The sequence below is a fragment of the Paenibacillus oceani genome (assembly GCF_014705615.1).
Lineage (GTDB): Bacteria > Bacillota > Bacilli > Paenibacillales > NBRC-103111 > Paenibacillus_AB > Paenibacillus_AB oceani.
Genome location: NZ_JACXJA010000054.1, coordinates 41,473 through 65,563 on the forward strand (window position 1 = coordinate 41,473; position 24,091 = coordinate 65,563).

General features: G+C 54.3%; 21 protein-coding genes and 1 other annotated feature. Of the genes, 12 read left to right on the forward strand and 9 right to left on the reverse strand.

Annotation, left to right across the window (positions count from 1 at the left end; all coding sequences use genetic code 11):
• Window positions 1-75: 75 nt before the first annotated feature.
• The 4 genes from aspS to IDH45_RS29990 form a co-directional block, all read right to left on the reverse strand.
• The gene (gene aspS, locus IDH45_RS29975; RefSeq protein ID WP_190931831.1) at window positions 76-1,386 is read right to left on the reverse strand and encodes an aspartate--tRNA(Asn) ligase; all 1,311 of its coding nucleotides are present in this window, start codon (window positions 1,384-1,386) and stop codon (window positions 76-78) included.
• Window positions 1,387-1,580: 194 nt separating this feature from the next.
• Window positions 1,581-1,813: a binding site (T-box leader), on the reverse strand.
• A gap of 55 nt (window positions 1,814-1,868) precedes the next feature.
• Window positions 1,869-2,774, reverse strand: a complete 906-nt coding sequence (locus IDH45_RS29980) for an AraC family transcriptional regulator (protein WP_190931832.1) — start codon at window positions 2,772-2,774, stop codon at window positions 1,869-1,871.
• Between the two features lie 43 nt (window positions 2,775-2,817).
• Entirely contained in the window at window positions 2,818-3,660 is an 843-nt protein-coding gene (locus IDH45_RS29985) for a Gfo/Idh/MocA family oxidoreductase (RefSeq protein WP_190931833.1), read from the reverse strand.
• Window positions 3,661-3,678: 18 nt separating this feature from the next.
• Entirely contained in the window at window positions 3,679-4,740 is a 1,062-nt protein-coding gene (locus tag IDH45_RS29990; protein WP_190931834.1) for a Gfo/Idh/MocA family protein, read from the reverse strand.
• Window positions 4,741-5,443: 703 nt separating this feature from the next.
• On the opposite strand from IDH45_RS29990, the gene IDH45_RS29995 reads away from it, so the two are divergent.
• The 5 genes from IDH45_RS29995 to IDH45_RS30015 all read left to right on the forward strand — a co-directional run bounded on the left by IDH45_RS29995 (window position 5,444) and on the right by IDH45_RS30015 (window position 11,525).
• Window positions 5,444-6,367, forward strand: a complete 924-nt coding sequence (locus IDH45_RS29995; protein WP_190931835.1) for a helix-turn-helix transcriptional regulator — start codon at window positions 5,444-5,446, stop codon at window positions 6,365-6,367.
• A 24-nt stretch (window positions 6,368-6,391) separates the two neighbouring features.
• A complete protein-coding gene (locus IDH45_RS30000; RefSeq protein ID WP_190931836.1) occupies window positions 6,392-7,393 on the forward strand; it encodes a cysteine peptidase family C39 domain-containing protein in 1,002 nt (333 codons plus the stop codon).
• Between the two features lie 39 nt (window positions 7,394-7,432).
• Window positions 7,433-8,413, forward strand: a complete 981-nt coding sequence (locus tag IDH45_RS30005) for a hypothetical protein (RefSeq protein WP_190931837.1) — start codon at window positions 7,433-7,435, stop codon at window positions 8,411-8,413.
• A 581-nt stretch (window positions 8,414-8,994) separates the two neighbouring features.
• The gene (locus tag IDH45_RS30010) at window positions 8,995-10,653 is read left to right on the forward strand and encodes a DUF4091 domain-containing protein (RefSeq protein WP_190931838.1); all 1,659 of its coding nucleotides are present in this window, start codon (window positions 8,995-8,997) and stop codon (window positions 10,651-10,653) included.
• Window positions 10,654-10,757: 104 nt separating this feature from the next.
• Window positions 10,758-11,525 (forward strand): sugar phosphate isomerase/epimerase family protein, encoded by a 768-nt coding sequence (locus IDH45_RS30015; protein ID WP_190931839.1) that lies wholly within the window; start codon window positions 10,758-10,760, stop codon window positions 11,523-11,525.
• Window positions 11,526-11,953: 428 nt separating this feature from the next.
• Here the strand turns inward: IDH45_RS30015 and IDH45_RS30020 are convergent, their stop codons facing one another.
• Window positions 11,954-12,853 (reverse strand): AraC family transcriptional regulator, encoded by a 900-nt coding sequence (locus tag IDH45_RS30020; protein WP_190931840.1) that lies wholly within the window; start codon window positions 12,851-12,853, stop codon window positions 11,954-11,956.
• A 539-nt stretch (window positions 12,854-13,392) separates the two neighbouring features.
• Between IDH45_RS30020 and IDH45_RS30025 the strand changes: the two genes are divergently transcribed.
• Window positions 13,393-14,157, forward strand: coding sequence for a sulfite exporter TauE/SafE family protein (locus IDH45_RS30025; protein ID WP_190931852.1), 765 nt, complete (start codon window positions 13,393-13,395; stop codon window positions 14,155-14,157).
• A gap of 155 nt (window positions 14,158-14,312) precedes the next feature.
• On the opposite strand, the gene IDH45_RS30030 is transcribed toward IDH45_RS30025, so the two are convergent.
• A complete protein-coding gene (locus tag IDH45_RS30030) occupies window positions 14,313-14,864 on the reverse strand; it encodes a 50S ribosomal protein L25 (RefSeq protein ID WP_190931841.1) in 552 nt (183 codons plus the stop codon).
• A gap of 36 nt (window positions 14,865-14,900) precedes the next feature.
• Entirely contained in the window at window positions 14,901-15,110 is a 210-nt protein-coding gene (locus IDH45_RS30035; protein WP_190931842.1) for a sporulation protein Cse60, read from the reverse strand.
• 653 nt (window positions 15,111-15,763) lie between these two features.
• On the opposite strand from IDH45_RS30035, the gene IDH45_RS30040 reads away from it, so the two are divergent.
• Both IDH45_RS30040 and IDH45_RS30045 read left to right on the forward strand, forming a co-directional pair.
• Entirely contained in the window at window positions 15,764-16,429 is a 666-nt protein-coding gene (locus tag IDH45_RS30040) for a DNA-binding response regulator (protein ID WP_223837128.1), read from the forward strand.
• A gap of 359 nt (window positions 16,430-16,788) precedes the next feature.
• Window positions 16,789-16,959 carry a hypothetical protein gene (locus tag IDH45_RS30045; protein WP_190931843.1) on the forward strand — a complete coding sequence of 57 codons (171 nt, stop codon included), beginning with the start codon at window positions 16,789-16,791 and terminating at the stop codon, window positions 16,957-16,959.
• 67 nt (window positions 16,960-17,026) lie between these two features.
• Here IDH45_RS30045 and murQ read toward each other — a convergent pair whose 3' ends face one another.
• Together murQ and IDH45_RS30055 are read right to left on the reverse strand one after the other, a co-directional pair.
• Window positions 17,027-17,941, reverse strand: coding sequence for an N-acetylmuramic acid 6-phosphate etherase (gene murQ, locus IDH45_RS30050; protein ID WP_190931844.1), 915 nt, complete (start codon window positions 17,939-17,941; stop codon window positions 17,027-17,029).
• Between the two features lie 14 nt (window positions 17,942-17,955).
• Window positions 17,956-18,894 carry an N-acetylglucosamine kinase gene (locus tag IDH45_RS30055; protein ID WP_190931845.1) on the reverse strand — a complete coding sequence of 313 codons (939 nt, stop codon included), beginning with the start codon at window positions 18,892-18,894 and terminating at the stop codon, window positions 17,956-17,958.
• Between the two features lie 582 nt (window positions 18,895-19,476).
• Here IDH45_RS30055 and IDH45_RS30060 point away from each other — a divergent pair.
• The 4 genes from IDH45_RS30060 to IDH45_RS30075 all read left to right on the forward strand — a co-directional run bounded on the left by IDH45_RS30060 (window position 19,477) and on the right by IDH45_RS30075 (window position 23,935).
• Window positions 19,477-20,862 carry an ABC transporter substrate-binding protein gene (locus IDH45_RS30060; RefSeq protein WP_190931846.1) on the forward strand — a complete coding sequence of 462 codons (1,386 nt, stop codon included), beginning with the start codon at window positions 19,477-19,479 and terminating at the stop codon, window positions 20,860-20,862.
• A 151-nt stretch (window positions 20,863-21,013) separates the two neighbouring features.
• Window positions 21,014-21,943 (forward strand): carbohydrate ABC transporter permease, encoded by a 930-nt coding sequence (locus IDH45_RS30065; RefSeq protein WP_223837130.1) that lies wholly within the window; start codon window positions 21,014-21,016, stop codon window positions 21,941-21,943.
• Window positions 21,944-21,956: 13 nt separating this feature from the next.
• The gene (locus tag IDH45_RS30070) at window positions 21,957-22,790 is read left to right on the forward strand and encodes a carbohydrate ABC transporter permease (RefSeq protein ID WP_190931847.1); all 834 of its coding nucleotides are present in this window, start codon (window positions 21,957-21,959) and stop codon (window positions 22,788-22,790) included.
• Between the two features lie 32 nt (window positions 22,791-22,822).
• Window positions 22,823-23,935, forward strand: coding sequence for an ABC transporter ATP-binding protein (locus tag IDH45_RS30075; protein WP_190931848.1), 1,113 nt, complete (start codon window positions 22,823-22,825; stop codon window positions 23,933-23,935).
• The last annotated feature ends 156 nt before the right edge of the window (window positions 23,936-24,091 follow it).

The window sequence follows — 24,091 nt, forward strand, 5'->3', positions numbered from 1 at the left end:
GATGACTGGTGTGCTCTGTCAATGCCTTATTATAACGGCTCCTGTCCGATACGTAAACGATAGGTTTTCCGGCGATTACGGGGTCAGCCGGGTCCGGTCCCGCGGAAATGCCGCCGCTTCGCGCACGTTCGGCAACCCGAGAAGACGGGAGGTGAGCCGTTCGAGTCCAATCGCAAACCCGCCGTGCGGCGGCATCCCGTAACGGAACACGTCGAGGTATCCGGCAAAATGTGTCGGGTCCAGTCCGCGGCTCCGGATCGATTCGCTCAACTGCTCGTAGTCGTGAATGCGCTGGCCGCCTGTCGTGATTTCCAGACCGTTAAAAAGAAGGTCAAACGAAGCGGTTAACGCTGCGTTATCCGAAGCGGGCATCGCGTACATCGGCCGGATCTCTCTCGGATACCGGGTTACGAACACGAACGCCGGCTTGTTTGGCTCCGAGGCGTATTGGCAGATCAGCCGCTCTCCTTCCGGGTCGAGGTCGCCTTTGGGCGACGTTTTGCCGTACTTGCGCTGCAGAATCTGCTGCGCTTCGGCGACCGGAATTCTCGGGATCTCGCCCGGAACCGGAACCTCTACGCCCAATAGGGCAAATTCGGCTTCACACTCCGCAGCGGCCCGCTCGAACATATAGGCGAGCAGATGCTGCTCCAAATCCATCAGTTCCTCTTCGGAACGGATAAACCCCATCTCCGCGTCCAGCGAGACGTATTCGTTCAGGTGGCGGGACGTATTGTGCTCCTCGGCGCGATACACCGGAGCGATTTCGAACACGCGCTCATACCCGGCGCCGACCATCATCTGTTTGTAAAATTGAGGGGACTGCGCCAAATAAGCTTTCTGCTCGAAATAATCGACCGGGAACAGGTTGGAGCCGCCCTCGGTGCCGGACGCGACGATTTTCGGCGTAAAGATTTGCGTGAACTGCCTGCTCGACAAGTAGTCGCGAAACGCGCCCGCCAAAGCGGATTGAATCCGGAACGTAGCGTGAACCTTCGGATGACGCAGCGACAATACGCGATGATCCAGTACGGTGTCGAGCCGCGCGCTAATGTTTTTCTTGTTGATTTCAAAAGGCAGGGGAGCCTCGACTTTGCTGATGCAGGTGACGCCGCTGGCGTGCACCTCGATGCCGCGTGGAGCTTTGGACGAAGCGGCGGCTGTTCCCGTCACCGTTACGACCGACTCCAGACTAAGCGGCGATTCGGCCAGCTGGCCCTCCAGCACACATTGTACGATTCCGCTGCGGTCGCGGACATCTACGAACGCCAGGCCCCCCATTCCGCGAATGGCGTGGACCCAGCCTTGCACCGTAATCGCTTGCCCCGTATGCTCGGAGACCCGGGAGCAAAGCACACGGACAATAGTTGACGAATGAGTTGTCATAGCAAACACTCCTATTCAATTGTGTAGTTTTAAACCTGGACATGAAGTTGAAGTTGTTGTTATCGTCGTTATCATCGTCGCCGTCATCCATGTGATCACCCCCTCAATAGGTCCCCCGAAAACAGCCTCAAAAGTGAAGCGGGCCTTCGCAGCGTATGCCGCCAGCTCCGCAGAAAACACAAAAACCCCGTCCCAACAGGGACGAGGTTATCACTCGCGGTACCACCCAAATTATCGCGCAGCCGCGCGATCGCTCGAATCCCCGTAACGCGGGGAGGCGTCCGCTCCTACTGCGCCGCTTAGGGCGGCCGTTCAGGCGGAACTCTCCGGTGTCGTTCACTCGGACGTCAGCCGCCGTCCTCCCAGCCAAGGGACGGCTCTCTGTGCGCTGCGCGTTCCGGCTACTGCTCCGGATCATCGTTTTGGTCGTTTCACTTATAGTATTCACTTTGGACGGTTTTGTCAAACAGAAAAAAACGGGATCATTCCGATCCCGCTTCTTCCTTCTGCATCGCCACGTAAACAGAGGGGGGATACCCCATAATGCGCGAGAACGCCTTGCTGAACGACTGAATCGTCTCGTAATGCAGCCTCGCCGCCACCTGCTTGATCGACAAATTGCCGTATTTGAGCATCTCCAGCGCCTTCTCGACTTTTTTATGATTGATATACCGCTGCAGGGTCATGCCGGTTTTGTCCTTGAACGTGTGCGACAAGTACGTATAGCTGTATCCCAGATCCTCGGCCAGCGTTTTGATGCTTTTGAGCTCGAAAATGTGGTGCTCGATGTAGCGGATAACCGAATACACCGTGTACCCGACCGAATGGGACGAACGCGCAGGCGCGTATCTCGCCACTTTGCCGCTTTTCTCGATAAAGGAGCGGTACGCCAGAACGATGACTTCTTCCAGATAGTTTTTGATCATCGTGCGCGAATACGGCTTCTGCGAATAAAACTCGTCGATATTGCGAAGGAACGGGATCATCACGTTGTACGTATCCTTCGAATGGTAGTAAGGGGCGGATTGCAGGAAAGCGCGGATGTCCGCAAATTCCCCGTCCGCGTGCTCATTAAACATAAATCCCATGTAGACGAAACGCAGCATGCTGGACTCGTCCGTCTGGATGGAATGAACGTGGCCTACGGAGTTGAAAATAATGTCTCCCGCGCTGACCTTCACGCAGTCGTCCCCGACGTGGAAAAAACCGCTGCCGGACACGATGCAGCTCAGCTCCAGACAGTGCTGCATATGCGGCAAAATCTCGTAGCCGCACTCGCAGCATATTTCCCCGATCTGGTACAGATCGATGCCTCCGTACGCCGACTTCCCTTTGGGAAATACGTTGTCGAAGTGAAACAAACAGCCCGCTTGCCCTCGTTCCTTCATATCGTCTCACGCTCCTGTGAACCGGCCCCGCCTGATATTCACATTATACGCTTTTTGGAAGCTCGATCCACTGGTAAGGCGTCTGTGCCGCCTTAAAGCCGTACTCGATAATCGTAATAATCGCAATCGTCTCTGCGGAATCGACGGTCGGCTTGCCGCTTTCAAAAAACGCGGTCAAGTCTTTAACAAACTCGCCGAAGAAATTCGACTCCGCCTTCAGGATGGACGACTTGCCGGATTCGTAATTGATCGCAAGCGTAAACGGAACGTTGCCGAAATGATGAATCTCCGCCTGGCGTCCTCCCGAGAAGCCGATCAGCAGGGAAGGCGACTTCTCCGTGCCGGTGAACATTACGCGTTCCGCTTCGCTGCCCATCAGCGAGACGATCGGCTCGATCTGATGAATCGAGTAGTTGTCGTATTTGCCCGGTCCGAAGCTAACGATCGTATCGATGCCGCTTCTGTCCACTGCGCTGTATTCGGTAGCGAATCGCAGGGCGGAGGAGGAATAAAGCGGCGTGCCGTGCTTGTGCGCCGTCTCGAACAGAAGCAGCGCGGTTTTGCGGTCCGGAGCGAACGTTTTGTCGACATAGGTCGGCTTGCCCGACTGAAGCGGAATCATCGCCAGCTCTTCGTGGAATTCCGGATAGTCCGGGGAGAGCACGATCAAATAATCGCTTTTCTCCACGACCTCCTCAATCGATCCGAGCAGCTCGATTCCTTTGTTGCGGCACCAGGTTGCGTTGTCGAGTCCCGTGTCGGAATCTTTTTTGCCGTAGGCGTACGCCACTTTCATCGCCCCGCCGGTTGCCGTCTCAATCCACTCCGGATATTTGTTCGCATGCCATTCGTCGAGAAAATAATCGATAAACCCGATCTTTTTCATACGGCGTCCACCTCCGTCTTAAGTAAACGAAATTTCCGAGCGTTTGTCGGACGAATCGTAGATCCCCTGAATGATTTTGGAAGACAGGATGACGGTATCGATATGGGCAGGCGACTTCTCGCCGGTCCGGACGCAGTTGATGAAGGCGTCGATTTCGTTCTGGAACATGTCGCGGGACGTGTACTTCGGCGTCGTTTCCAGCAATGCGCCGTTTTTCGCGCTGTACAGGACGAACTCTTTGCCGTATTGCAGACGGATTCCCGCTTTGTCGCCGAGGAAGTCGATGTACATTTCACCGACGCCGATATTTTGCGCCCATGCGCCGTTCAGCGTAATCGTAGGTCCTTCCGTACGGATCATCGCGGTAACGGAATCGTCAACGTCGTAAGTGCCTTCGTAGTTTGGAGGTCCGGCCCACATGCTGGTGTACGCGTAGTTTTCCATATCTTTGCCCAGCTTGCAGAACGCTTGGCCGGATACGGTCAGCGGCTTCGGATCGCCCGAGCAGTACATGACGATATCGAGGAAATGGACGCCCCAGTCGATCAGCGCGCCGCCGCCGGCAATCGCCTTCGTCGTAAACGCTCCGCCGAGCCCCGGAATCGAACGGTGTGCGCGGAAGCTGACATACACGTGATACAGCTCGCCCAGCTCGCCGCTTTGGATCATGTCCTTAATGATATTGACGCCGGTGTTGAAACGGTTCACGACGCCGATATTGAGCACTTTGCCAGTCTCATGCTGAACTTTCTGCATCTCGAGCGCTTCTTCGTACGTTCTTGCGGCCGGCTTCTCGCACAATACGTTTTTACCTGCGCGGAGGCAGTCGATCGAGATCGTGGAGTGGCCGTTGTTCGGCGTGCAGACGGAAACCGCTTCGACTTCAGGATCTTCCAGAATGACGCGATAGTCTTCAATCGCGATGCCGCAGCCGTAATCCGCAACGGCCTTCTCGGCTTTTTCCTTAATAATGTCGCAGAAATATTTGATTTCCGCATCCGGATTGGCCAGGTAGGCTTTGATGTGGGAGCTGTTCGCAATCGTACCGCATCCGATAATGGCTACTTTCGTTTTGCTCATGGGTTATCCCTCCAATGGTTGGTGCGTTTCCACATTAATTGTAGCCTCTTGTCCCAAATAAACAATCTTTTTTTTCAACTATGCGCTTATCCCAATTTGTCTTTTTGAATGTCGATCCTGATACGACATTTTATGTCGTACCGGCTGGTTTACAATGAAATAGCCAGCGGAGCCGGACGGTTCGGCGTACGAATCGTTTCCGTTAGGCGTATGCCCGCGTCCTGACGGCCCGGGTGACGGCATAACCCATAGGGAAAAGAGGCATGAACGGCAATGGCCAAAACAAAAAGAGGACGAGTATTATGGAATCTTCCTTCCCGGGGACGGGGCACGTGCACCCTGTGCGGCAGTACGAGAATCAAGCTGCTGTATCCGCGGACGAGATCCGACGGTTCTACGGTGAAAGTATGCAAGCGGTGCGCCAAGGCCCCTCAAATGAAGGTAGATCTATCGACCGGCTAGCTCAGCGGTTAACCGGATAGGGGGGGGGGACGACCGGAGTATCGGCGAATAGCCGGACATTCCGGCATCAAGGAGCCGCTCCGATATTGTATCTGCGATCCGGCAACAACAACCGGTCCCGGACCCGGGTCCCCGTCTGGTCGCAGGCGGATACCCGGGGTTTGCCTCTTGCGGACGGTCCGTCCGGGTGGTGTAATAGCAATAGGCCAGCTCGACAGATTAGGAGCAGGGGGTGCAGATCATGAGCAGCATTCACCGGATTCAATGGTTCGATCAGCAGATCAGGGAAGAACGGTACCCGAACAGCGGGCAGTTGGCGAGCCGATTCGAGATCTCGAGGCGGCAAGCCCAGCGGGACATCGAATATATGGAATCGACTTTGCGCGCGCCGTTGTATTACGATGCGAAGCGGCGGGGATACCGGTACGAGGATAAAACGTACGCCCTGCCGCTTCTTTATATGACGGAAGAAGAGAAGTCGGTGTTGAAATTTCTCGCGCATCGATACCGGCAATACAATTACGAAAATGCGGAAGCCGTCAAGCGCGTCGCTCATTTGCTGGACCGATTTACGGATGAGCGGGAGCCCGCTATGCCGGGGCGCGGACTGCCGGTTTTCGAAGCGAACCCGAAGCTGATTCAGACGGTAGAACGGCTCGGCGCAGCGATCCGGGAACGGGCGATCGTCCTTATTCAATATAGAGACATAGAAAAAGAAACCCGGTCGGAGCATCGCATAGCTCCCCTGAAGCTCGAATCGTTTTATAATGCGGACTACGTGGCAGCCTATTGCGAGCGGGAGGGTGTCCGGAAAAGCTTCCGGCTGGACCGGATCACGCAGCTTTCCGTTACCGGGGAGAAGTTCCGGCTTTCGGAAGCGGAGGAGATGGAGAAGCCGGACAGCGGGCTTCCCGTGCGGAAGCCTTTTACCGCCGAGGTATGGCTGGAGCGGCCGCTGGAGGGAACGGCGTGGAACGGGTATGCCGCACGTCCAGGCGCCGATCCGCTGTTGTATACGATCGAGTTTTACGATCCGGATGCGTTTATGCAGCATCTGCTAGTTGCGCAGTGGCGGGAGCTCGCGTCACCCAAATGGCTGAAGGCGAAGCTCCGGGAGAAGTGCCGGGATGTGCTCGGACGCCTGGAGCCTCCGCCGAATCAATAGTTTAATCCGAGAGGAGGGGGGAGGATGTCCTCCGTTTGTTTGAACATCCCGATGAAACGGGAGTCGAAGTCGTTTACCGACAGTCTGCATGCGATATTGACGGCGTCGGGACGGTTTGACGGCTCCAAAGCGATGCTGTCCGGCCTTTCCGGCATGGCCTTCAAATTATCGGTTCACGAGAAGCTGCTGCCGATGTCGGTGACCGCTTACGGGCAGTGGGGCGTGGAGCACAAACCGGCCGTCGACAATTTGGGGGTGCTCACGGAATCGGACGGAGGGAGAACGAGACACCCGACGTTCCGGCACTACCGGCAGGAGGCGGTAAAGTGGATCAAGGGCAGTCTGGACCGGGGAGTGGGCGTCATCTATTGGATTCCCGAGTTTGGGGTGATACACGGATACGACGACGAGGACCGGATCTTTTATATTCAGGACGGCCGTACGACGGAAGATCAGGTCGTGCTGTACGATAACCTCGGACTGAACGTGACCGATTTCTGGTACTGCCGGCTGTTCGGCGACAAGGTGGACGTACCGCTGGAAGCGATGGTTCTCGAATCGATGCGGCTTGCCCTGCAGGACTGGGATACACCGCACAAAACGATGCCGGACACGAAGATCGCCTCCGGCAAGCTTGCTTATTCGTTCCTCATACGGGGGCTTGAGCAGGGGGAGTTCAACGAAGGCGGGGCGGCGTATATCTTGCACTCGTATTCCGTTTCCCGCCGTGAGATCGTCGACTATTTGCGCGAAGTCCGAGGGTTGTGGCCGGAGCTGGATGAAGCGTATGCCTGTTATGCCGGTCTGATTGAGGCGATATCGGTCATACCGGATGGTTTGAAGGAGCAGGAACGCGGAGGCGGGAAAAGGGTGAACCAGGCGGACATTCCGCTGCTCGCGGATCGGCTTCGCAAGGCCGAAAGGCTGGAAGACGAGGCGATGGAGCTGTTTCGCGCCGTATCGCGGAACTATCCGGACCCGAAGCGTTCCACGATCCCGAGGTGGGGGACGCATTCGCCGCGATAGCCGGTATCCGGGATAAAGAGAAGGAGGCGAATGCATGGGATGGGAGCTGTAATTGTGCCGGGGGTGCAACTGGCGAACGAATCGGAGTCGTACATCGATGCGATGCACGCTGTTCTTTCCCATAAAGGGTGGATGGCGCATCCGAAGCCGATGTTGTCCGGCATGACGGTGGCAGGGTTCCGCTTCACGGTCAACCGGCGGTTAACGGCGGAATCGGTTACGGCCTACAACTGGATCGCCGAAAACTTTTTGGCGGCCGACTTCATCGGCGTGAGCTCGTCGCAGAACGCCGGTTTTACGTTTGACGCGACGTTTCCGTTATATCAGCGGCAGGCCGTATCCGACATCAAGGCGTCGATCGGCCGGGGGACGGCCGCGATTATATGGAAAGATCAATTCGTAGTTGCCGCCGGATATGACGATGACGACGAGGTGCTATATATAGCGGATGGCAAGAGCAGCGGATATGTCACGGTCCCTTACGGACAGTTTGGCCGAAACGATTCGCCGTACTGGTACTATCAGCTGTTGGAAGACCGGATCGAGATCGAGGAATCGGCGATTTTCCAGGAATCGTTCGTGCAAGCCGTTTACAAATGGGAGTCTCACGATCCGATGCTTCCCGAAGCGGAGTACGCATGCGGCAGGCGGGCCTATGACGCGATCGTCGAGGCGCTGCGGAGCGGCGATTACGACAGCGGGCAATCGCGCTACGTATTCCGCTGTTATGCCGCCGCCAAGCGGGATATCGGGGAATACGCGCGGAGGCTGGAGCCTGTCTGGCCGGAGATACGAACGGCAGCGGCGCATTATTCGCGGGTATCCGGTCTGTTCCGGCGTATAGCCGACCAGGCTTGCGCTCCGGATTCCGGCGGCGGGCCGTACGGCCCGGAGACGGTGCGGGAGCTCACCGAGCTGTTTCGCGAAGCGCAGCATGAGGAGGAACGGGCGATCGGGGAGATCCGGGCGCTTTTGAACGAAACGATTGACAACCGGTTCCACGATATCGGGCTAAGGTAAGGGTAATCTTGAAGGGATTCACCTTGGTTGATTGCAGATCGGGTTGAACGGAGACGGTATACAAGAAAACGGACGCTAATCGCCGCGAGGCTGTTCCCAAGGGTCCGCATGACTGGCAACGTCCCGGCTCCCAACGGAAAAGGAAAGGACCTCAAATTCCACTGGAAAGTGGTGGCTGAGGTCTTTTTTCTCGAGGAAAACCGGTTTGAAGTGAGGTTCGTAAAATCGCAATAGCTTTTTGGGACACTCCCGTTGCCGCCCGGCAAAGGCCGCAAGCATGGAGCTGATCCAAGGGCAGAGACTGAAGTGCAAGTGCGGCGGATACATCGTTTGCGGCTGAATTATTATTACAAGGACTGCTAGAAAAAGCGGGAGAAGATATGGTATGATAAATGATAGATTTTGATCTTTTTTGCTCGTTTTGTTTCATTTTACTTTTCAAGATTTGTGTGAAACATGTTAATCCGCTTCGAAAGCTGAGGCTCGTTAGCGCTCTAGCCGTCTGTGATCGTTTGGGATCGTTTTCAAACTGCTATCAGGAGCATGGAACCACATACCTGTATCTGAAGGAGGATTCCCGCATGTCTACCGCCGATTTTACATTTGCTACCCGGCTGCTCAGCTCGCTGGAGAAAGTATTCGCCGACGAGGAATTGCAAGCCGCTCCTCTCAGCCGGGCCACGGCACTTCAAGATGAGACGTTCTCGTATCAAGTCGCGTACCGCGCGTCCAAGCTGATCAAGCACATCGAAGCCCGCGTCGAGTCGCCGCTCGGAAGGTCCGTAACGTTTCGTACGGTGGGACTGGTACCGGCCGAGATGCCGGCATACGCCGACCATGACGCACATTTGCTTCGCTCTACTCCGGGCTTGTACCCCGATCCGCTTTTTCCAGTGAAGGAATCGGAAGGGCTGACGGGTTTGCCGAACCAATGGCGCTCGATCTGGGTTACCGTCGATTTGAAATCGGGAGTTAGGCCCGGTACGTACCCGATTACCGTTATTTTCGAGGCGAAGGACGGGCAGGAGCTGGCGCGGGAGACGTTCGAACTGGACGTGCTGGCGGCGGCTCTTCCGGAGCAAAAGCTCATTCATACAGAATGGTTTCACACCGATTGTCTGGCTACTTACTACGGCCTGGACGTATTCAGCGAGCGTCACTGGGAGATCGTCGAACAGTTTGCGAAGTCGGCTGTCGCTCATGGCATCAATATGCTGCTGACCCCGCTGTTCACCCCGCCGCTCGATACGGAGGTGGGCGGAGAACGGCCGACCGTGCAGCTTGTCGACGTAGAGAAGACGGAGGCCGGATACAAGTTCGGCTTCGGGAAGCTGAAGCGCTGGGTGGACATGTGCGACCGCTGCGGAGTCCGTTATTTCGAGCTGTCCCATCTGTTCACGCAGTGGGGGGCGAAGCATGCGCCGAAGATTGTCGCGGACGTGAACGGGGAGACAAAACGGATATTCGGCTGGGATACCGATTCGACGGGCGAGGAATACAAGACGTTTCTGGCGCAGTTTTTGCCGGAGCTGGTCGGTTTCATTAAGGAGCACGGGCTGGAGAAACGGGTGTACTTCCACGTCTCCGACGAGCCGCGGCTTGATCATATCCCTTGGTACGAAAGCGCAAGCAACTGGCTGCGCAAATTTACAGCCGAATTCCCGACGATCGACGCGCTGTCGAACTACGAGTTCTACGAGAAAGGCATCGTGCCTACGCCGATTCCGGCGAGCAATCATATGCAGCCTTTCCTGGACAACGAGGTAGGGAACTTGTGGACCTATTACTGCTGCTCGCAGTATATCGATGTCGCCAACCGGTTCATCAGTATGCCGTCCGCCCGCAACCGCGTACTTGGTTTGCAATTGTACAAATTTAAAATTGCCGGCTTTCTGCATTGGGGCTATAACTTCTGGTACGCCCAGTATTCGAGATTCCCGATCGACCCGTACCGCTGTACGGATGCGAACAATGCTTTCCCGGCCGGGGACCCGTTCGTTGTATATCCAGGCGAAGACGGCACGCCGGTCGAGTCGCTCCGGTTCGAGGTGTTCCGCGAGGCGCTGCAGGATCTGCGCGCGCTTGAGCTGCTGGAGTCGCTTGTCGGACGCGAGCGGACGATGGAGCTGTTGGAGGAAGGGGCCGGTGCGCCGATTACGTTCGAGGAATATCCGAGAGATGCCGCATGGCTGCTCGCTTGCCGGGAACGGATTAACGAAGAGATCCGGAAACATTCATAATAGCCAGATTCGCCAACTTTTTGGCTTATCCTGCATGGACTTCGGACCGCCGCTTATGATTAGATGGAGTCGAATGACATTAATGGATAATGAGGTGTCCGGATATGAGTGCCTTGAAAGTCGGGGTTCAAATGTATACGCTTCGCGAGGAAACGGCGAAGGATTTTGTCGGCGCGCTCCGTAAGGTAGCGGCTGAAGGGTTTGCGGGAGTCGAGTTCGCCGGATACGGCGGCATGCAGGCGGACGAACTGAAGGCGCTGCTGGACGAGCTCGGTCTCGTCTCGATCGCCAGCCACGTCGGCATCGGTCGTTTGCGCGACGCGCTCGACGAAGAGATCGCCTTCAACAAAGCGATCGGCAGCCAATATATCATCTGTCCGGGACTCGGCAAGGAATACCGGGACAGCGAGCAAGCCTGGAAAAATACGTTCGCGCTGCTGGAAGAGATCGGCCGCAAGTGCGTGGAGCAAGGGATCGGCTTCGGCTACCACAACCATTCCTTCGAATTCGACGAGAAGGTAAACGGCGCGACAGCGTTCGACGGGTTGTTCGGCACAGCTAGCGCGGATGCGGTCAAGGTCGAGCTGGACGCTTGCTGGGCGTATGTCGCCGGCTACGATCCGGTGGCGTATCTGGACAAGTACAACGGCCGGGTTCCGCTTGTTCACTTCAAGGACGTCCGCCGTACGGAAGAAGACAAGTGGCTGACGGTCGAGCTGGGTACAGGCGACGTGGACCTGAATGCGATTGCCGAAGCGTCGGCCGCTGCCGGGGTGGAGTGGCTCATCTACGAGCAGGACAATACGCAAAATCCGCCGTTCGTCGCGCTGGCGAACAGCATGCGCTGGATCAAGGAAAACGGGTTGGCTTAACCGGAGGTTGATGGCGGTTGTACGGCCGTCATCGGGTATCGAATACGAAAGACCGTTACAGCCTGTAAAGGGACTGTAACGGTCTTTTCTTTGAAGGTAAAGAAAGGGAGAGCGTTCAATGGTGAAGCTGGATACTTCCTGCTCGGAGGGCGGGCTATCGCTTACGCATAGAAGGGGACATTCGACGCGGGAAAGGCTTCCGCTTGTATATGAATATTCATATAAATTTTACCTTGCAGCAAGTAGAATGGATGAATAAGCATGATATGAAAAATCGAACACATCAACCGGTGAAAGCTTACAATTACGTAGCGTCCCTTATGATTCCGCAAGGCGATCAAGGATGGGCAAGCAGATCCATGTTGTAGGACTGACTCTGCTGGGCCCGAAGTTGTGATGAGCTGTTGGGAAGTCGGCCTGTCAACTTTTCATATAATCGTCGAGCGTCCGGACTCCTTACGGCTGCCGGAGGAGAGCGCTGCCGCTGCAGAGCTTCGTTCGTCCGGTTGTTCGGTTTTGGTCAGCTGCTCGAGCTGATACTTTTTGGGCGATACGCCGTAATGGGCCCGGAACATCCGGTGGAAATACGAATAGCTGCTGAACCCGGACGACTCGGCGATCTGCTCGAGCGACATCGGGCTGTACAGCATGCGTTCCCTGGCAACCGCTAGCCTGATCTGCAGCGCGTATTTCATAATACTGCTTCCGTAACAAACCTTGAACAGATGGACGGCCCGGGACAAGCTGAGTCCGGCGCTTCTGGCGACGTCCTCCAGCTTGAACGACTCGAGCGCATGCTCCTCTACATAATTCCGCATTCTCTGCGCCAGAAACGACTGGCCGGTTTCCGTTCCTACTCCGTGCTCCTTCATCTCCCGGTCAATCGTCAAGCAGAAAATACGCAAGTAATAGTCGGTAATCTCCTTGTATTGGCGTTTGCCGCGGTAATGCTCGATGACAATTTGCCGGCATAAGGCGAGCAGGCTGTCCTGCAGCGGGAGGCTCAGCTTCTGCGGGCGTTTCCGTTCATTCCACCAGGCGTCTACCCATTCTCCGCGGCATATGAAGTAATAATCGCCGCTGGCGACGGGCGTATCGCCGGATGCTTCCGGCTCCGCTTCGATCCGCAGCTCGTAGGGCTCTCCCGGCTTGTACAGCAGCAAATCGCCCGGACCTACAGGGACAAGCTTGCCGCCCACCAACGCCTTGGCGCTGCCTTCCGACTGAAACCGGAACAAATAATAGCCGACACCCGGGTATGCTTCTGTACGGAACGGCTTCGTATGATAAGAATAACCTGCCGCGAGCACTTCGCAGAACAAACGCATTCACTTCCTCTAGGCTTTCCGAATATGATTTTATTGTAAGCGGTGAGGGGAAGAAGGGCAAATAGGAAAAGTTCCGGTAATGAGGGCGTGCAGGTGAAGTGTCATTGATGGTGGAAGGCAGTTTGCTCTCGGCTTGGGAGTGGGGAAGGGAATGGGAAAGGGAAGGGGACTTTCGGTAGTATTCCTTTAGTGCTTTATCGCAGTAATCGAGGTTGAGCCGGACTTCCGTAGGATTGTAGCGATGAAGGGATGAATGATACTGAGTTAGGCGAAGTCTGATTCGGGGATGATTCCGTTTCTTCGCGCAAGCAATACTTATAATTAAGATCAAGCGTTGAAGGACTAAAAGCGATACGGTTTCGTCTCATTGAATTATAAGCTTTCCTTATCAAAGAACCCCGCCAAACGCATAAAGAGGGACGGGAGTTCGAATTTAGCCATTTTTCGGAAATAAAATCCTTTACAGCCGAAAGATAAAACCATATAATCCTAGTATAATAATCGGAATTACTGGACGGACGGTGGAAATCAGCGTGGAGATGGACTGGGGTATTTCGTTTTTGGGTTTGATGGTCGGTTTTCTTGTCGGGCTGACCGGAGTAGGCGGGGCGTCGCTGCTTACGCCGATTCTGGTGCTGGTCGGCGTTAATCCGACACTGGCGGTAGGGACCGATTTGTTTTACAATTCGATCACGAAGCTGTTTGGCACGATCCAGCATATGCGGCAAAAAACAGTGGAATATCGCATCGTATTTTTGTTTGCGGCCGGCAGCATTCCGGGAGCTGTCGTATCGATCGTGCTGCTGCATTGGTTCGGGGCGTTTTTCGATAACCAGGAGCATATCGTGAAAATGGCGCTGGGCATTATGCTTATTGTGGTGGCGGTGCTGACGATCGCAAAACAGCTGTTTGACCGGAAGACCAAAGAAAACCGGTGGCAGGAAAAACCGCTGGAGCAAAAACGGGTGCTGACGATTACGATCGGCTTCGTGTTGGGTTTTATCGTCGGGCTGACCTCGATCGGCTCGGGATCGTTATTTGCCATTGCGCTGCTTTATTTGTTTCGGATCTCCGCCTCCAAGCTGGTTGGCACCGACATCGCTCATGCGCTGCTGCTGGTTACGGCAGCCGGGCTGCTTCATGCCGGTTACGGCAACGTCGATTTCGGGCTGGCGTTTCAATTGCTGATCGGGTCCGTTCCCGGGGTGTGGATCGGGAGCTCCTTGAGCTCCAAAGTACCGGCAAAGCCGCTGCGCACGCTTGTGGCATCGCTTATCCTGATCAGCGGGATTAAGCTCATATGAGGGGCAATGAGCAAAGAAAATAAAATTCAAAATCCCCTGTGCCGCTGTGTGCGAACACAAGGGATTTTTTTGTTGTTTCAGTCCGCATAATCCGTATATACAATGAGGACGTTGCTGCATAACCGTCCCCTCAAGCATTCCGGGATGGTCCGGGTTTACTTGCGGGGTAAAACGATGGAAGCCACGATCTCGTCGGCAAGAGGTACTAGAACGGCATTGTCCGGTTTCGGCAGCTGATCGAACAGCAGAGACTCGCCGACTTCCATCTGGCTGACGTCTACTGCAATCGTGGCAGGAATGTCGCCGGGCAACCCTTCCACTTCCATGTGCGTCTCTTGAACGGACAGTACGCCGCCCCTAGTAACTCCGGCCGGAGTGCCGACGAATTCCAACGGCACTTTCATCCGGATGATCTCGTCCATTCGGACGCGAAGGAAATCGGCATGCACCCAGTCCCGTGTAACCGGGTCCCGCTGCACGTGCTTTAGCATAACCGGTACCTTCTGGTTGCCGTCGATATTCAGATCGACGATCTCGGAACGTCCGGTTCTGATCCACTTTCCAAACTGCTTGGAGGAGATTTGAATCATATCGGAAGCGGCCTCCAGGCCGAATACGACGCACGGAAGATTGCCGGCTTGACGCAGTTGCTTCAAGCGGGAACGGTTCATGGATACTCTCGATTGTGCTTCAAAACATAGTCTCATGGTTGTACAACTCCTCGATTAATAGGTTATAGGCGGCTAGGGCTCGTGTATGCCCACATTGCCGGAATCGGTCTTGTAAACGACTAAAATATAACTTCTTTGTTCGGCTGTATCATGGTACTGCTGCAAACCGGTGCAGTATTTGATATCCACCACTTGTTCCTCCCGCAGCTTCGCCAAAAACTCATTGGCCCGCTTCTCCGCGGAGATGTGGTTGCTATCCAGAAATTCTTTCACTTGAATCATACGCATTCCTCCCTTATGTTCCGCCGGCCGCCCGGGCTAACGGACATTCGCCAACTATCGGCAATTCCATTCGGAAAGCCGTCCGGCCGTGCTTCCACGACGCCGAAAACTAACCATTAAATGTCAACTGCCTCGTATATGCACGAAGGCACCTCGCCCTGATGAGCGAAATGCCTTTGTTAGATGAATTGTACCATAACAGGTACAGCATATCAACTTTGCCTGATATTAACATTAAATGTTAAGCCGTTCAATAAAAGGGTTCGCGGCGGGAGGGATTTCTGAAATGTGCGTATGCAAACGGCAGGTTTGATGGGATCTTTGGTACTAGTATGAAATGGCATGTACGAATTGGTGGCCGGATGATCCGTAAAGAATAACGACTTTTGAAGCGGTTCAGTGTAATCTCCCAAAATTGTAGATTAAGGGGAGGGACGTAAAAGTGAGAAGTGCGTGCTGAGGGTGATTGTCGGCTGGTAATTACTTCTGCTGTCTGGATAGTGGTTGTTATCTCGTACCAATTCCTGTAAGATAGTACTAATCTGACTTCTGACCGGTCGTAAAGCATACGCCGCCTCATTCCGTAACATGTACGGGGTGAAGCGGTTTTTTGCATTTTTCGGACTAGAGAGAAGTGTGAAAGGAGGAGGAGCATGGTTTTTGACAAACAATTTGCTGCATTTGTTGACTACCATGTACGCTGTGAAAACGCTGAAGAAAGAAAGCGGAGGATCGCCGGGCTTGGACACGCGGAACGGTTATTTTTACAGGAGGTATGGTGGCCTGCGGTCGGCAGCTTTGAATACGTGCATCCGGAGTATGAAGTGTCCGATTTTAAGGACGGCACGCGATTTCTCGACTTTGCGTATATCCGTTTCCCGCTGAGGATATGCTTCGAAATCGATGGATACGGTCCGCACTCGCGGGACCTATCCAGATGGCAGTTTGCCGATCAGTTGATGCGGCAAAATCATTTGATATTCGACGGATGGCGTGTCATCCGGTTCTCCTACGACGATATAGCGGAGAAGCCGAGGCGCTGCCAGCAGCTCATTCAGCAACTGATCGGGAGTTGGTTCGGCAGCGGCAGACAGCCGGCAGCTTTGACCGCCACGGAGCACAAAATCGTCCGGTATGCGATCGGCAGGCAAGCCCCGTTCTCCCCGGCCGAGGCCAGCGCAGCGGCGGGTGTCAGCGAACGGCAAACCAGAACATTGCTCCACCGTCTATTGGGCAACGGAGTTCTGGTGCCGGTATCCGGCGGTAAGCGGATTCGCACCTACATGCTGAATGAGGACAGCAAGAAACTATTTTTGTAGGGGGGATGGGATTACCGGAAGAGAGACTTCCGCTATTGTGACTGAAACCGTCGGGAGTAGCGGATAGCGGAACTTTTAATTCCGTTATTTGCGGAGATTGGGAGGGAATATGGGGATTTCGTCAATTTAAAGGAACTAAAACTTCCGCTATTAACCATAAAAAAGCTCCGCTGATGATTTAACGGAAGTAAAACTTCCTCTAACCAATTTGTGGGAAGAACTAAACAAGGAAATAGCAATAAATGTGAGGGGGAAGGAACAAAATGGGGAGGGAGGGTAGAAGCGTCAGTGCTAGGCGTCAATGACGTGGCGAGAGGACCCATGAGGCCGCGGATTCGATCGCCCAGGGCGGACAGAAGATGTCCCGTAAAAAAGAACCTTCCCCCACCAAAAGTGGGAGCAGGTTCCGTTTCGGTTTATGCGGTAAACCGGCGGTTATTCGATTGCTAGCGATTGATTCGATTACTGGATTAATGGATTACTTGATTTCTTTCGACCTGCTGGAATGGCTTGAAATTAGTTTGCAGTGACTTGCGTTAAATCGCAATGCTTGCTAAATCGCAATTTAACGCGGCCTAACCATTAACCATTAACCCCTCATTCGCCCCGGCCTGTCGGCTGGACGGCGCCGCGGACGAATCCGCCGCTTTGCTCGAGGAGCGCAGCCGCTCCATCCTTGTCCACGCCGGCGAGGATCATGACGATGGCCTTCTTCACATGGCCGCCGGACAAGCGATACGCTTCGTCGATCTCATCCTGCGTCGCCTGCGTCGCCATGCCGATAATCCGCTTCGCGCGGTAGACGAGCTTCTCGTTGGACGGCTGCAGATCGACCATCAGGTTGCCGTATACTTTGCCGATCCGGATCATCGCCGTCGTCGTCAGCGTGTTCAGGACGAGCTTCTGGGCCGTTCCCGCCTTCAGCCGGGTGGAACCGAGAATAACTTCCGGTCCGACGACCGCTTCAATCATCAGATCGGCGATATCGACCATCGGCGTATGGTGGTTGTTGCACAAGCCTACGACGGAAGCGCCCAGCGCTTTGGCCCGTTTCATGGCGCCCAGCACATAAGGCGTCCGGCCGCTGGCGGCGATGCCTACGACGGTGTCGTTAGGCCCGACTCCGTGTTCGTCCATATCGGAAGCGCCCAGCTCCACATTGTCCTCGGCGCCTTCCACCGCAGTTTGGATCGCGGCGGACCCGCCGGCGATAATACCTACGACGAGCGAAGGATCGGTGCCGAACGTCGGCGGACATTCGCTGGCGTCCAGGATACCGAGCCTTCCGCTCGTCCCTGCTCCGACGTAGAGAAGTCTGCCGCCGCTGCGGAACGATTGAATGATCAGGTCGGCCGCCGCAGCGATTTGCGGAGTCAACTGACGAAGCGCCTCCGCGATCAAGCGATCTTCCTGATTGATCAGCTTGACGATGTCTTCCGTCGGCAGCCGGTCGATTTCTCTCGTCCGCTCATTCGCTTGTTCGGTTGTCAGTTCGTTCAGCAAATTGCTCATGAAGATGGCCCCTTTTATTGGTTTTGTCCCAGCTGCCGCCAGGCTAGAAGCGCAGCGCCGTAAGCCGGCTTCCTGGCGGACGGATGGAGCGATACGTGCGGATAAAATCGGCCGAGGCCGTCCCGGAACGTACCAGCAAACCGCTTGGAATAAGTAAAGATCGATCCTGTGGTGACGAGATCGCACCGCTCGAACCATGGATCTTTTCGCACAAGCGCTGCAGCCGACACAGAAAGATCCATAGCTGCGGCATCCAGAATGCTGCCCGCCGTCACATCGCCCGCTTCGTCGGCCCGGATACAGAGCTCGGCGAATTTGGCGATATCGTGCTTTTTCAGATGCGGCTGGTAAATGTACGTCCGCAGATCGGTGATCGCGCTTAGCCCGTATGCTTGAACGATGCTCTCGGTCAGCAAGGTCGGAGGTTCAATTCCGTCATGACTCCGCATGGCCGCGCGCAGTGTGCGAATCCCGATATCATAGCCGCTGCCTTCGTCGCCCAGCAGATGCCCCCAGCCGCCCACGCGGAATTTCCGGCGGTCTCCGGTGAGGCCGAAAACGATCGACCCGGTGCCGGATATAACGATAATGCCGCGATCGTCCTGAAGCGTCGCCATTAACGCAATTTGCGCGTCATTGTTCATAAAGGTGCTGAACGACAATTGATTTTCATTCCGGTACGATTCCATAAAGGAAAGAAACCGTCCGCGTTCTTCCTCCGTATCCACGCCTGCGAGGCCGAGGCAGACGGCGGCACATTCCATGCCCTTCGTCTCGCGGAGGGAAAATACCCGATCCAGCAGCAAGCCCATATTACGCGTGGCCTGCTCGAAGGAAACGGCGTGGGGATTGGTCGATTCCACCGTTAAGTTTCTCCATTCCTGACCTTGCTCGGTCAGAACGACCGCTTCTGTTTTGGTGCCTCCACCGTCGATTCCTATTACGTACCGCACCGTGCTCACCCGCTTACATAAAGGTTGTAAGGTTGTTCTCTAAAGAAAAGGTTATGCGGTTATCCGCAAAAATAGAGAGGAATAAGTTCCGCTCCCGGTGCAGCCGGATCAGCCGGCCGTCGAAGTTGCTGCGATTGGATTTGCGTTACATGTAGTATGGTCCGGCTTCATAGGAAACATGATTTCCTGACTGTTAAGCGTCTCCTGATCGGAGTTATAGACAAACACTCCCCTGTATATCCAGCGGAATAGTTCAAGTATAAGAGAATGTCATGATTTTGTAAATAAAATTTATCGTATATTAAAAAATTGTTGAAATATTATTTCCTAGGCGATATAATAAAAAATGTGGAAGCGATAACATCCATATGGCAGCAATGACCCGCTGAAAGCGTCCAGCATGGACGTACGCGCAAGCCGGCATAGAAGTCTCCGAGATCGATTTTAAGAAGAGCGGTTCGATCGGCCGTTATCTTTAGGATGCCCGGGAAACATTTATGAATAACATGCCGAGTGCGATGCAAACTACAACGGAGGCTGCCAAAGCTAATACTACGACCATTTTACAAGGGGGAACGTGAAATGAAGTTCAACAAGTGGCTTTCCATCGCGATGATTTTCGTATTCGTCATCGTAGCTGCTGCATGCGGCAAAAAAGAAGAGCCGGCTCCCGGGGCGGGCGGTAACACAGAGCAGAAGCAGGATACAACGCCGGATACCGTTAAGGTATGGACATATCCCGTTCACGGCAAATATGAAGACGACATAAAAGTGCTGATTTCCGAATTCAATAAAACATATCCTCACATCAAAGTGGAGTACGAAGTACTGTCTTGGGCGGAAGGTCCGAAGAAATTCGACGTCGCTCTTAATGCGGGGAACCCGCCCGATCTGTACTTCGGCGGTATGAACGGCCAATACGTAAATACAGGTCTCGCGCTGCCGATCGACAGCTACTTGACCGACGAGATCAAGAAGGACTTCCTCCCGGGCACGCTGGACACGATGAAGTTCGGCGGCAAACAATACGGCTTGCCGTTGTACCAGTCGCTGTGGGGATGGGGCGCGAACAAGCGCATTCTGGACGAAGCGGGCATCGATTACAAGAAAATTCAGGACAACGGCTGGACGTGGGAAGAGTTCCTGAGCGTTTCCAAAAAATTAAACAAAACGCTGCCTGACGGCACTCAGCAATATGCGCTTGTAACGGACGGAACGTCCCTGGACTTCCTCGACATGGTTACTCGCAATGCAGGACTGGTTGATGCTGTTGACGAGAAGGGCAACTTCATCTGGAACGACAATAAAATTACCGATGCTTTGAAATTCATCAACACGCTCGTAAAAGACGGCTATATGCCGAAAGAAACCGTGGCGCTCGCTCCTGCGAAACGTACGGAAATGTTCTACGCGGGTCAAGCCGCTATTATTTCCAAAGCGATCCCGTATTACGACGTGATGATCGCCAACCGCAACAAAGATATCGACGCCGGCAAAGTAAAAGGCGAGAAAATCGAGTACATCCAGCTTCCGGTTCCTCATTCCCCGGCCGTTTCCGGCTATGGCGTGACAACAGGCGGCGGAGAAGGCTACATCGCATTTACGCAAAAAGGACAAACCAACGAGCAGCACAAGAAAAATACGTTCCTTGTTCTGGATTCCTTGACCGGCGCGCTGGCGGGCAACTCCGCTAACGAATTGTGCCTGCCGTTCGTACGGACGTCCCAAGCCAAAGCGTTCGAAGGCAAAGGACTGGCGAAAGAAGTCAACTTTAACGTATCCAAAAAAATGCGTGAAACGCTTGCTCCGCAAGTAGCGCTCACCATCGACGTGGACAAAGCGGCCAAGCTGAAGCAATACCGTGAGCAAGTGCAAAAGCCGAACTTCCAGGCGCTGCTGGCCGGCGAGAAAACGCCTGAAGCGGTAGCGGAAGATCTGAAAACGAAAGGGCAGCAAATGCTGCGATAAGACTCGCAAACCGCAAACGAGCGTTAACAGTTGGAACGCCCTGTATGGCAGCATATGGGGCGTTCCGTTTAACGCCTCGCGAACCATCATTGGTAAAACCGCCCGCTCTCGGCAGGGCGAACGTATGCTTTTTGCAGTCAGGAGGACAGCGATGGATAACCATTCGGCTCAAGCGATTCCGGGTCCAAAGCCGCCAAATACAAAGTTCGTTCAGTTCTGGAAAGATTACGGCTGGGCGTACTTATTCATTTTGGCCCCGGTGCTGTTGTTTTTGGTGTTTACGTTATACCCGGTTTTCTCGGCGTTTCTGATGAGTTTCCAGAAGTATAACGTCATGCAGTCCAAGTGGATCGGCTTCGACAACTATTCGTACATGATCTCGGACAACGTGTTCTGGAAATCGATCAAAAACACCGTCATTTTCACAATCGGGACAGTTCCGATCAATATCATCATCACATTTGTGCTCGCGTTTTTTATTTTCCAGATGAAAAACTCGTGGCAGACGTTTTTTAAAGCTTCCTTGTATTTGCCGGCCGTTGCGTCGGGCGTTACGATCTCGCTCGTCTGGCTGGCGATTTTCGATCCGACCGCATCCGGTCTTATGAACCGGGTCATCGGTCTGTTCGGGCTCGATCCGGTCGTTTGGCTCGGCCAATCGAACAAAGCGCTGTTCTCGCTTATGCTGATGAGTTATCTCGGTGCGCACGGCAGCGGCATTATTTTATACCTCGCCGCGATGGGCGGCATTCCGAAATCGCTGTACGAAGCGGCGGATATCGACCATGCAAGCGGCTGGGCGAAGTTCAGCAAAATCACGTGGCCGCTGCTGAAGCCGACGACGCTTTATTTGGCGGTTACCGGCGTCATTACGTCGTTCCAGGTGTTTATCAGCGTATACTTGATGACATCCGGCGGACCGAATTTCGCCACGACGACGATCGCGTATTTGATCTATGAATCGGCCTTCGTCTTCTACGACTTCGGACTCGCTTCCGCGCAGTCGTTCGTGCTTGCCGGTCTGATCATTATCGTATCGGTCATTCAGTTCAAATACTTCTCGTCGGACATCGAATATTAAGGAGGCGGTCGCTATGTCCAAGCAAGCTAAGGTCATATTCATTAGCATCGCGGCGGCCGTTCTGATGCTCTGGGTGCTGATTACGGTGATCCCGTTATATTGGATGATTATCGGTTCGTTCCAGGATTCGCAGGCTTCCGCATCGTTCCGTCCGCAGATGTGGCCGGAAATTTGGTCCACGGCCCCTTATGAGCGGTTTTTCCTCAAAACGAAAGCTTTGCGCTGGCTGTTTAACTCGCTGCTCGTATCGGCTGTCATTACCGTAACCAACCTGTTCTTCGCATCGCTGGCCGGATATGCGTTCGCGAAGCTGAAGTTCCCGGGCCGCAACTCGATTTTCTGGGTGCTGCTCAGCACGATGATGATTCCGGCTCAAGTTACGCTTATTCCTTTGTACGTCCTGGTAATCAACGTGTTCGACCTGGCCGATACGTATACGGCCATCATTCTTCCGTCTATCGTGACCGTCGGTAACATTTTCTTGATGAAGCAGTACATGTCGACGCTACCTACTTCGCTTATTCATGCCGCTCGGATCGACGCTTGCAGCGAGTTCGGCATTTTCACGAAAATTATACTGCCTATGGCTAAGCCGGGCTTGGCGGTTTTGGCGATCTTCACGTTCGTGGCCAACTGGAACGATTTCTTCTGGCCGCTGCTTGTTACGCAATCGAACGAAATGCGCACGATCCAGGTGGGACTGGCCAGCTTCCGTTTCGCGGAGGCGACGGATTACGGCGCGATTATGGCCGGAGCTACGGTCGGCGCGCTGCCGATGATGATTTTGTTCTTCGCGCTTCAGAAATATTTCCTGCAAGGAATTACGATTGGCGCTGTCAAAGGGTAATGCAAGCTTAGGAGGTTCAGGAGGGAACACATATGGCACGAGTCGAATTCAAACATGTGGTCAAAGAATATCACGACGAAAAACGGGGGACGTTCACGGCGGTATCCGATTCCAATTTCGTCATTGAAGATAAAGAATTCGTCGTATTCGTCGGTCCGTCCGGCTGCGGCAAAACGACTTCGCTGCGCATGATCGCAGGTCTGGAGCGGCAATCGAGCGGCGACATCGTCATCGGCGACAAAATCGTCAACAGCCTTCATCCGAAAGACCGCGACATCGCGATGGTATTTCAGGACTACGCGTTGTATCCGCATATGACGATCAAGGAAAATTTGTCGTTCGGACTCAAAAACCTGAAGCGTCCAAAAGAGGAAATCGAGAAAAAGGTGCAGGACGCCTCGAACATTCTCGGCCTCTCCGAAATGCTCGACCGCAAGCCGCGCGAGCTTAGCGGCGGCCAGCGTCAGCGTGTGGCCGTAGGGCGAGCGATCGTGCGCGACCCGCAGGTATTCCTGTTTGACGAGCCGCTCTCGAACCTGGACGCCAAGCTGCGCGTACAGATGCGCGTCGAGCTGTCCGAGCTGCACAAGCGGCTGGGCGCTACGATCGTATACGTGACGCACGACCAGGTGGAAGCGATGACGCTCGGCGAGCGAATCGTCGTGATGAACAAAGGCAGCATCCAGCAGATCGCCTCCCCGGCCAAGCTGTACAACGAGCCGCAAAATATGTTCGTGGCCGGTTTCATCGGCTCCCCGGCGATGAACTTCATGGACGCCCGGATCGCAGGCGGCAAAGCCCAACTCGAAGGGGTCGCCTTCTCGCTGAGCGACGCGATGGCGAAGGCGCTGCAGCCTTACGAAGGCCAAGAATTAACGCTTGGCATCCGTCCGGAGCACATCTATGACGAATACTATGCAGAGAAGATGGGAGTATCCAAAGAAAATACGATGCAGGCTACCGTTCAAGTGATCGAAAACTTGGGTGCGGAGACGCTGCTTTATTTCCGGGTCGGCTCTAGAATGGTAACCGCGCGGGTGAATCCGGAGACGGACGTCCGCCTCGGACAAATGATGACGTTCGTCTTCGACAGAAGCAAGATGCATTTCTTCGATCCGAAGACCGAGCAGCGCATTGTATTCTGATCCGGTTGCTCTTAGATGAAAGACGTATAGAAGAAAAGAAACCGATGCGAAAATAAGGGTGGATCTCCGTAACTACTTAGGTACAAAAAAGTGAAAGGTAAAGAAACTGGAATTAAAAGAGGAATTTACCTTGAAGAGACAAGGAGAGGGAAGAGA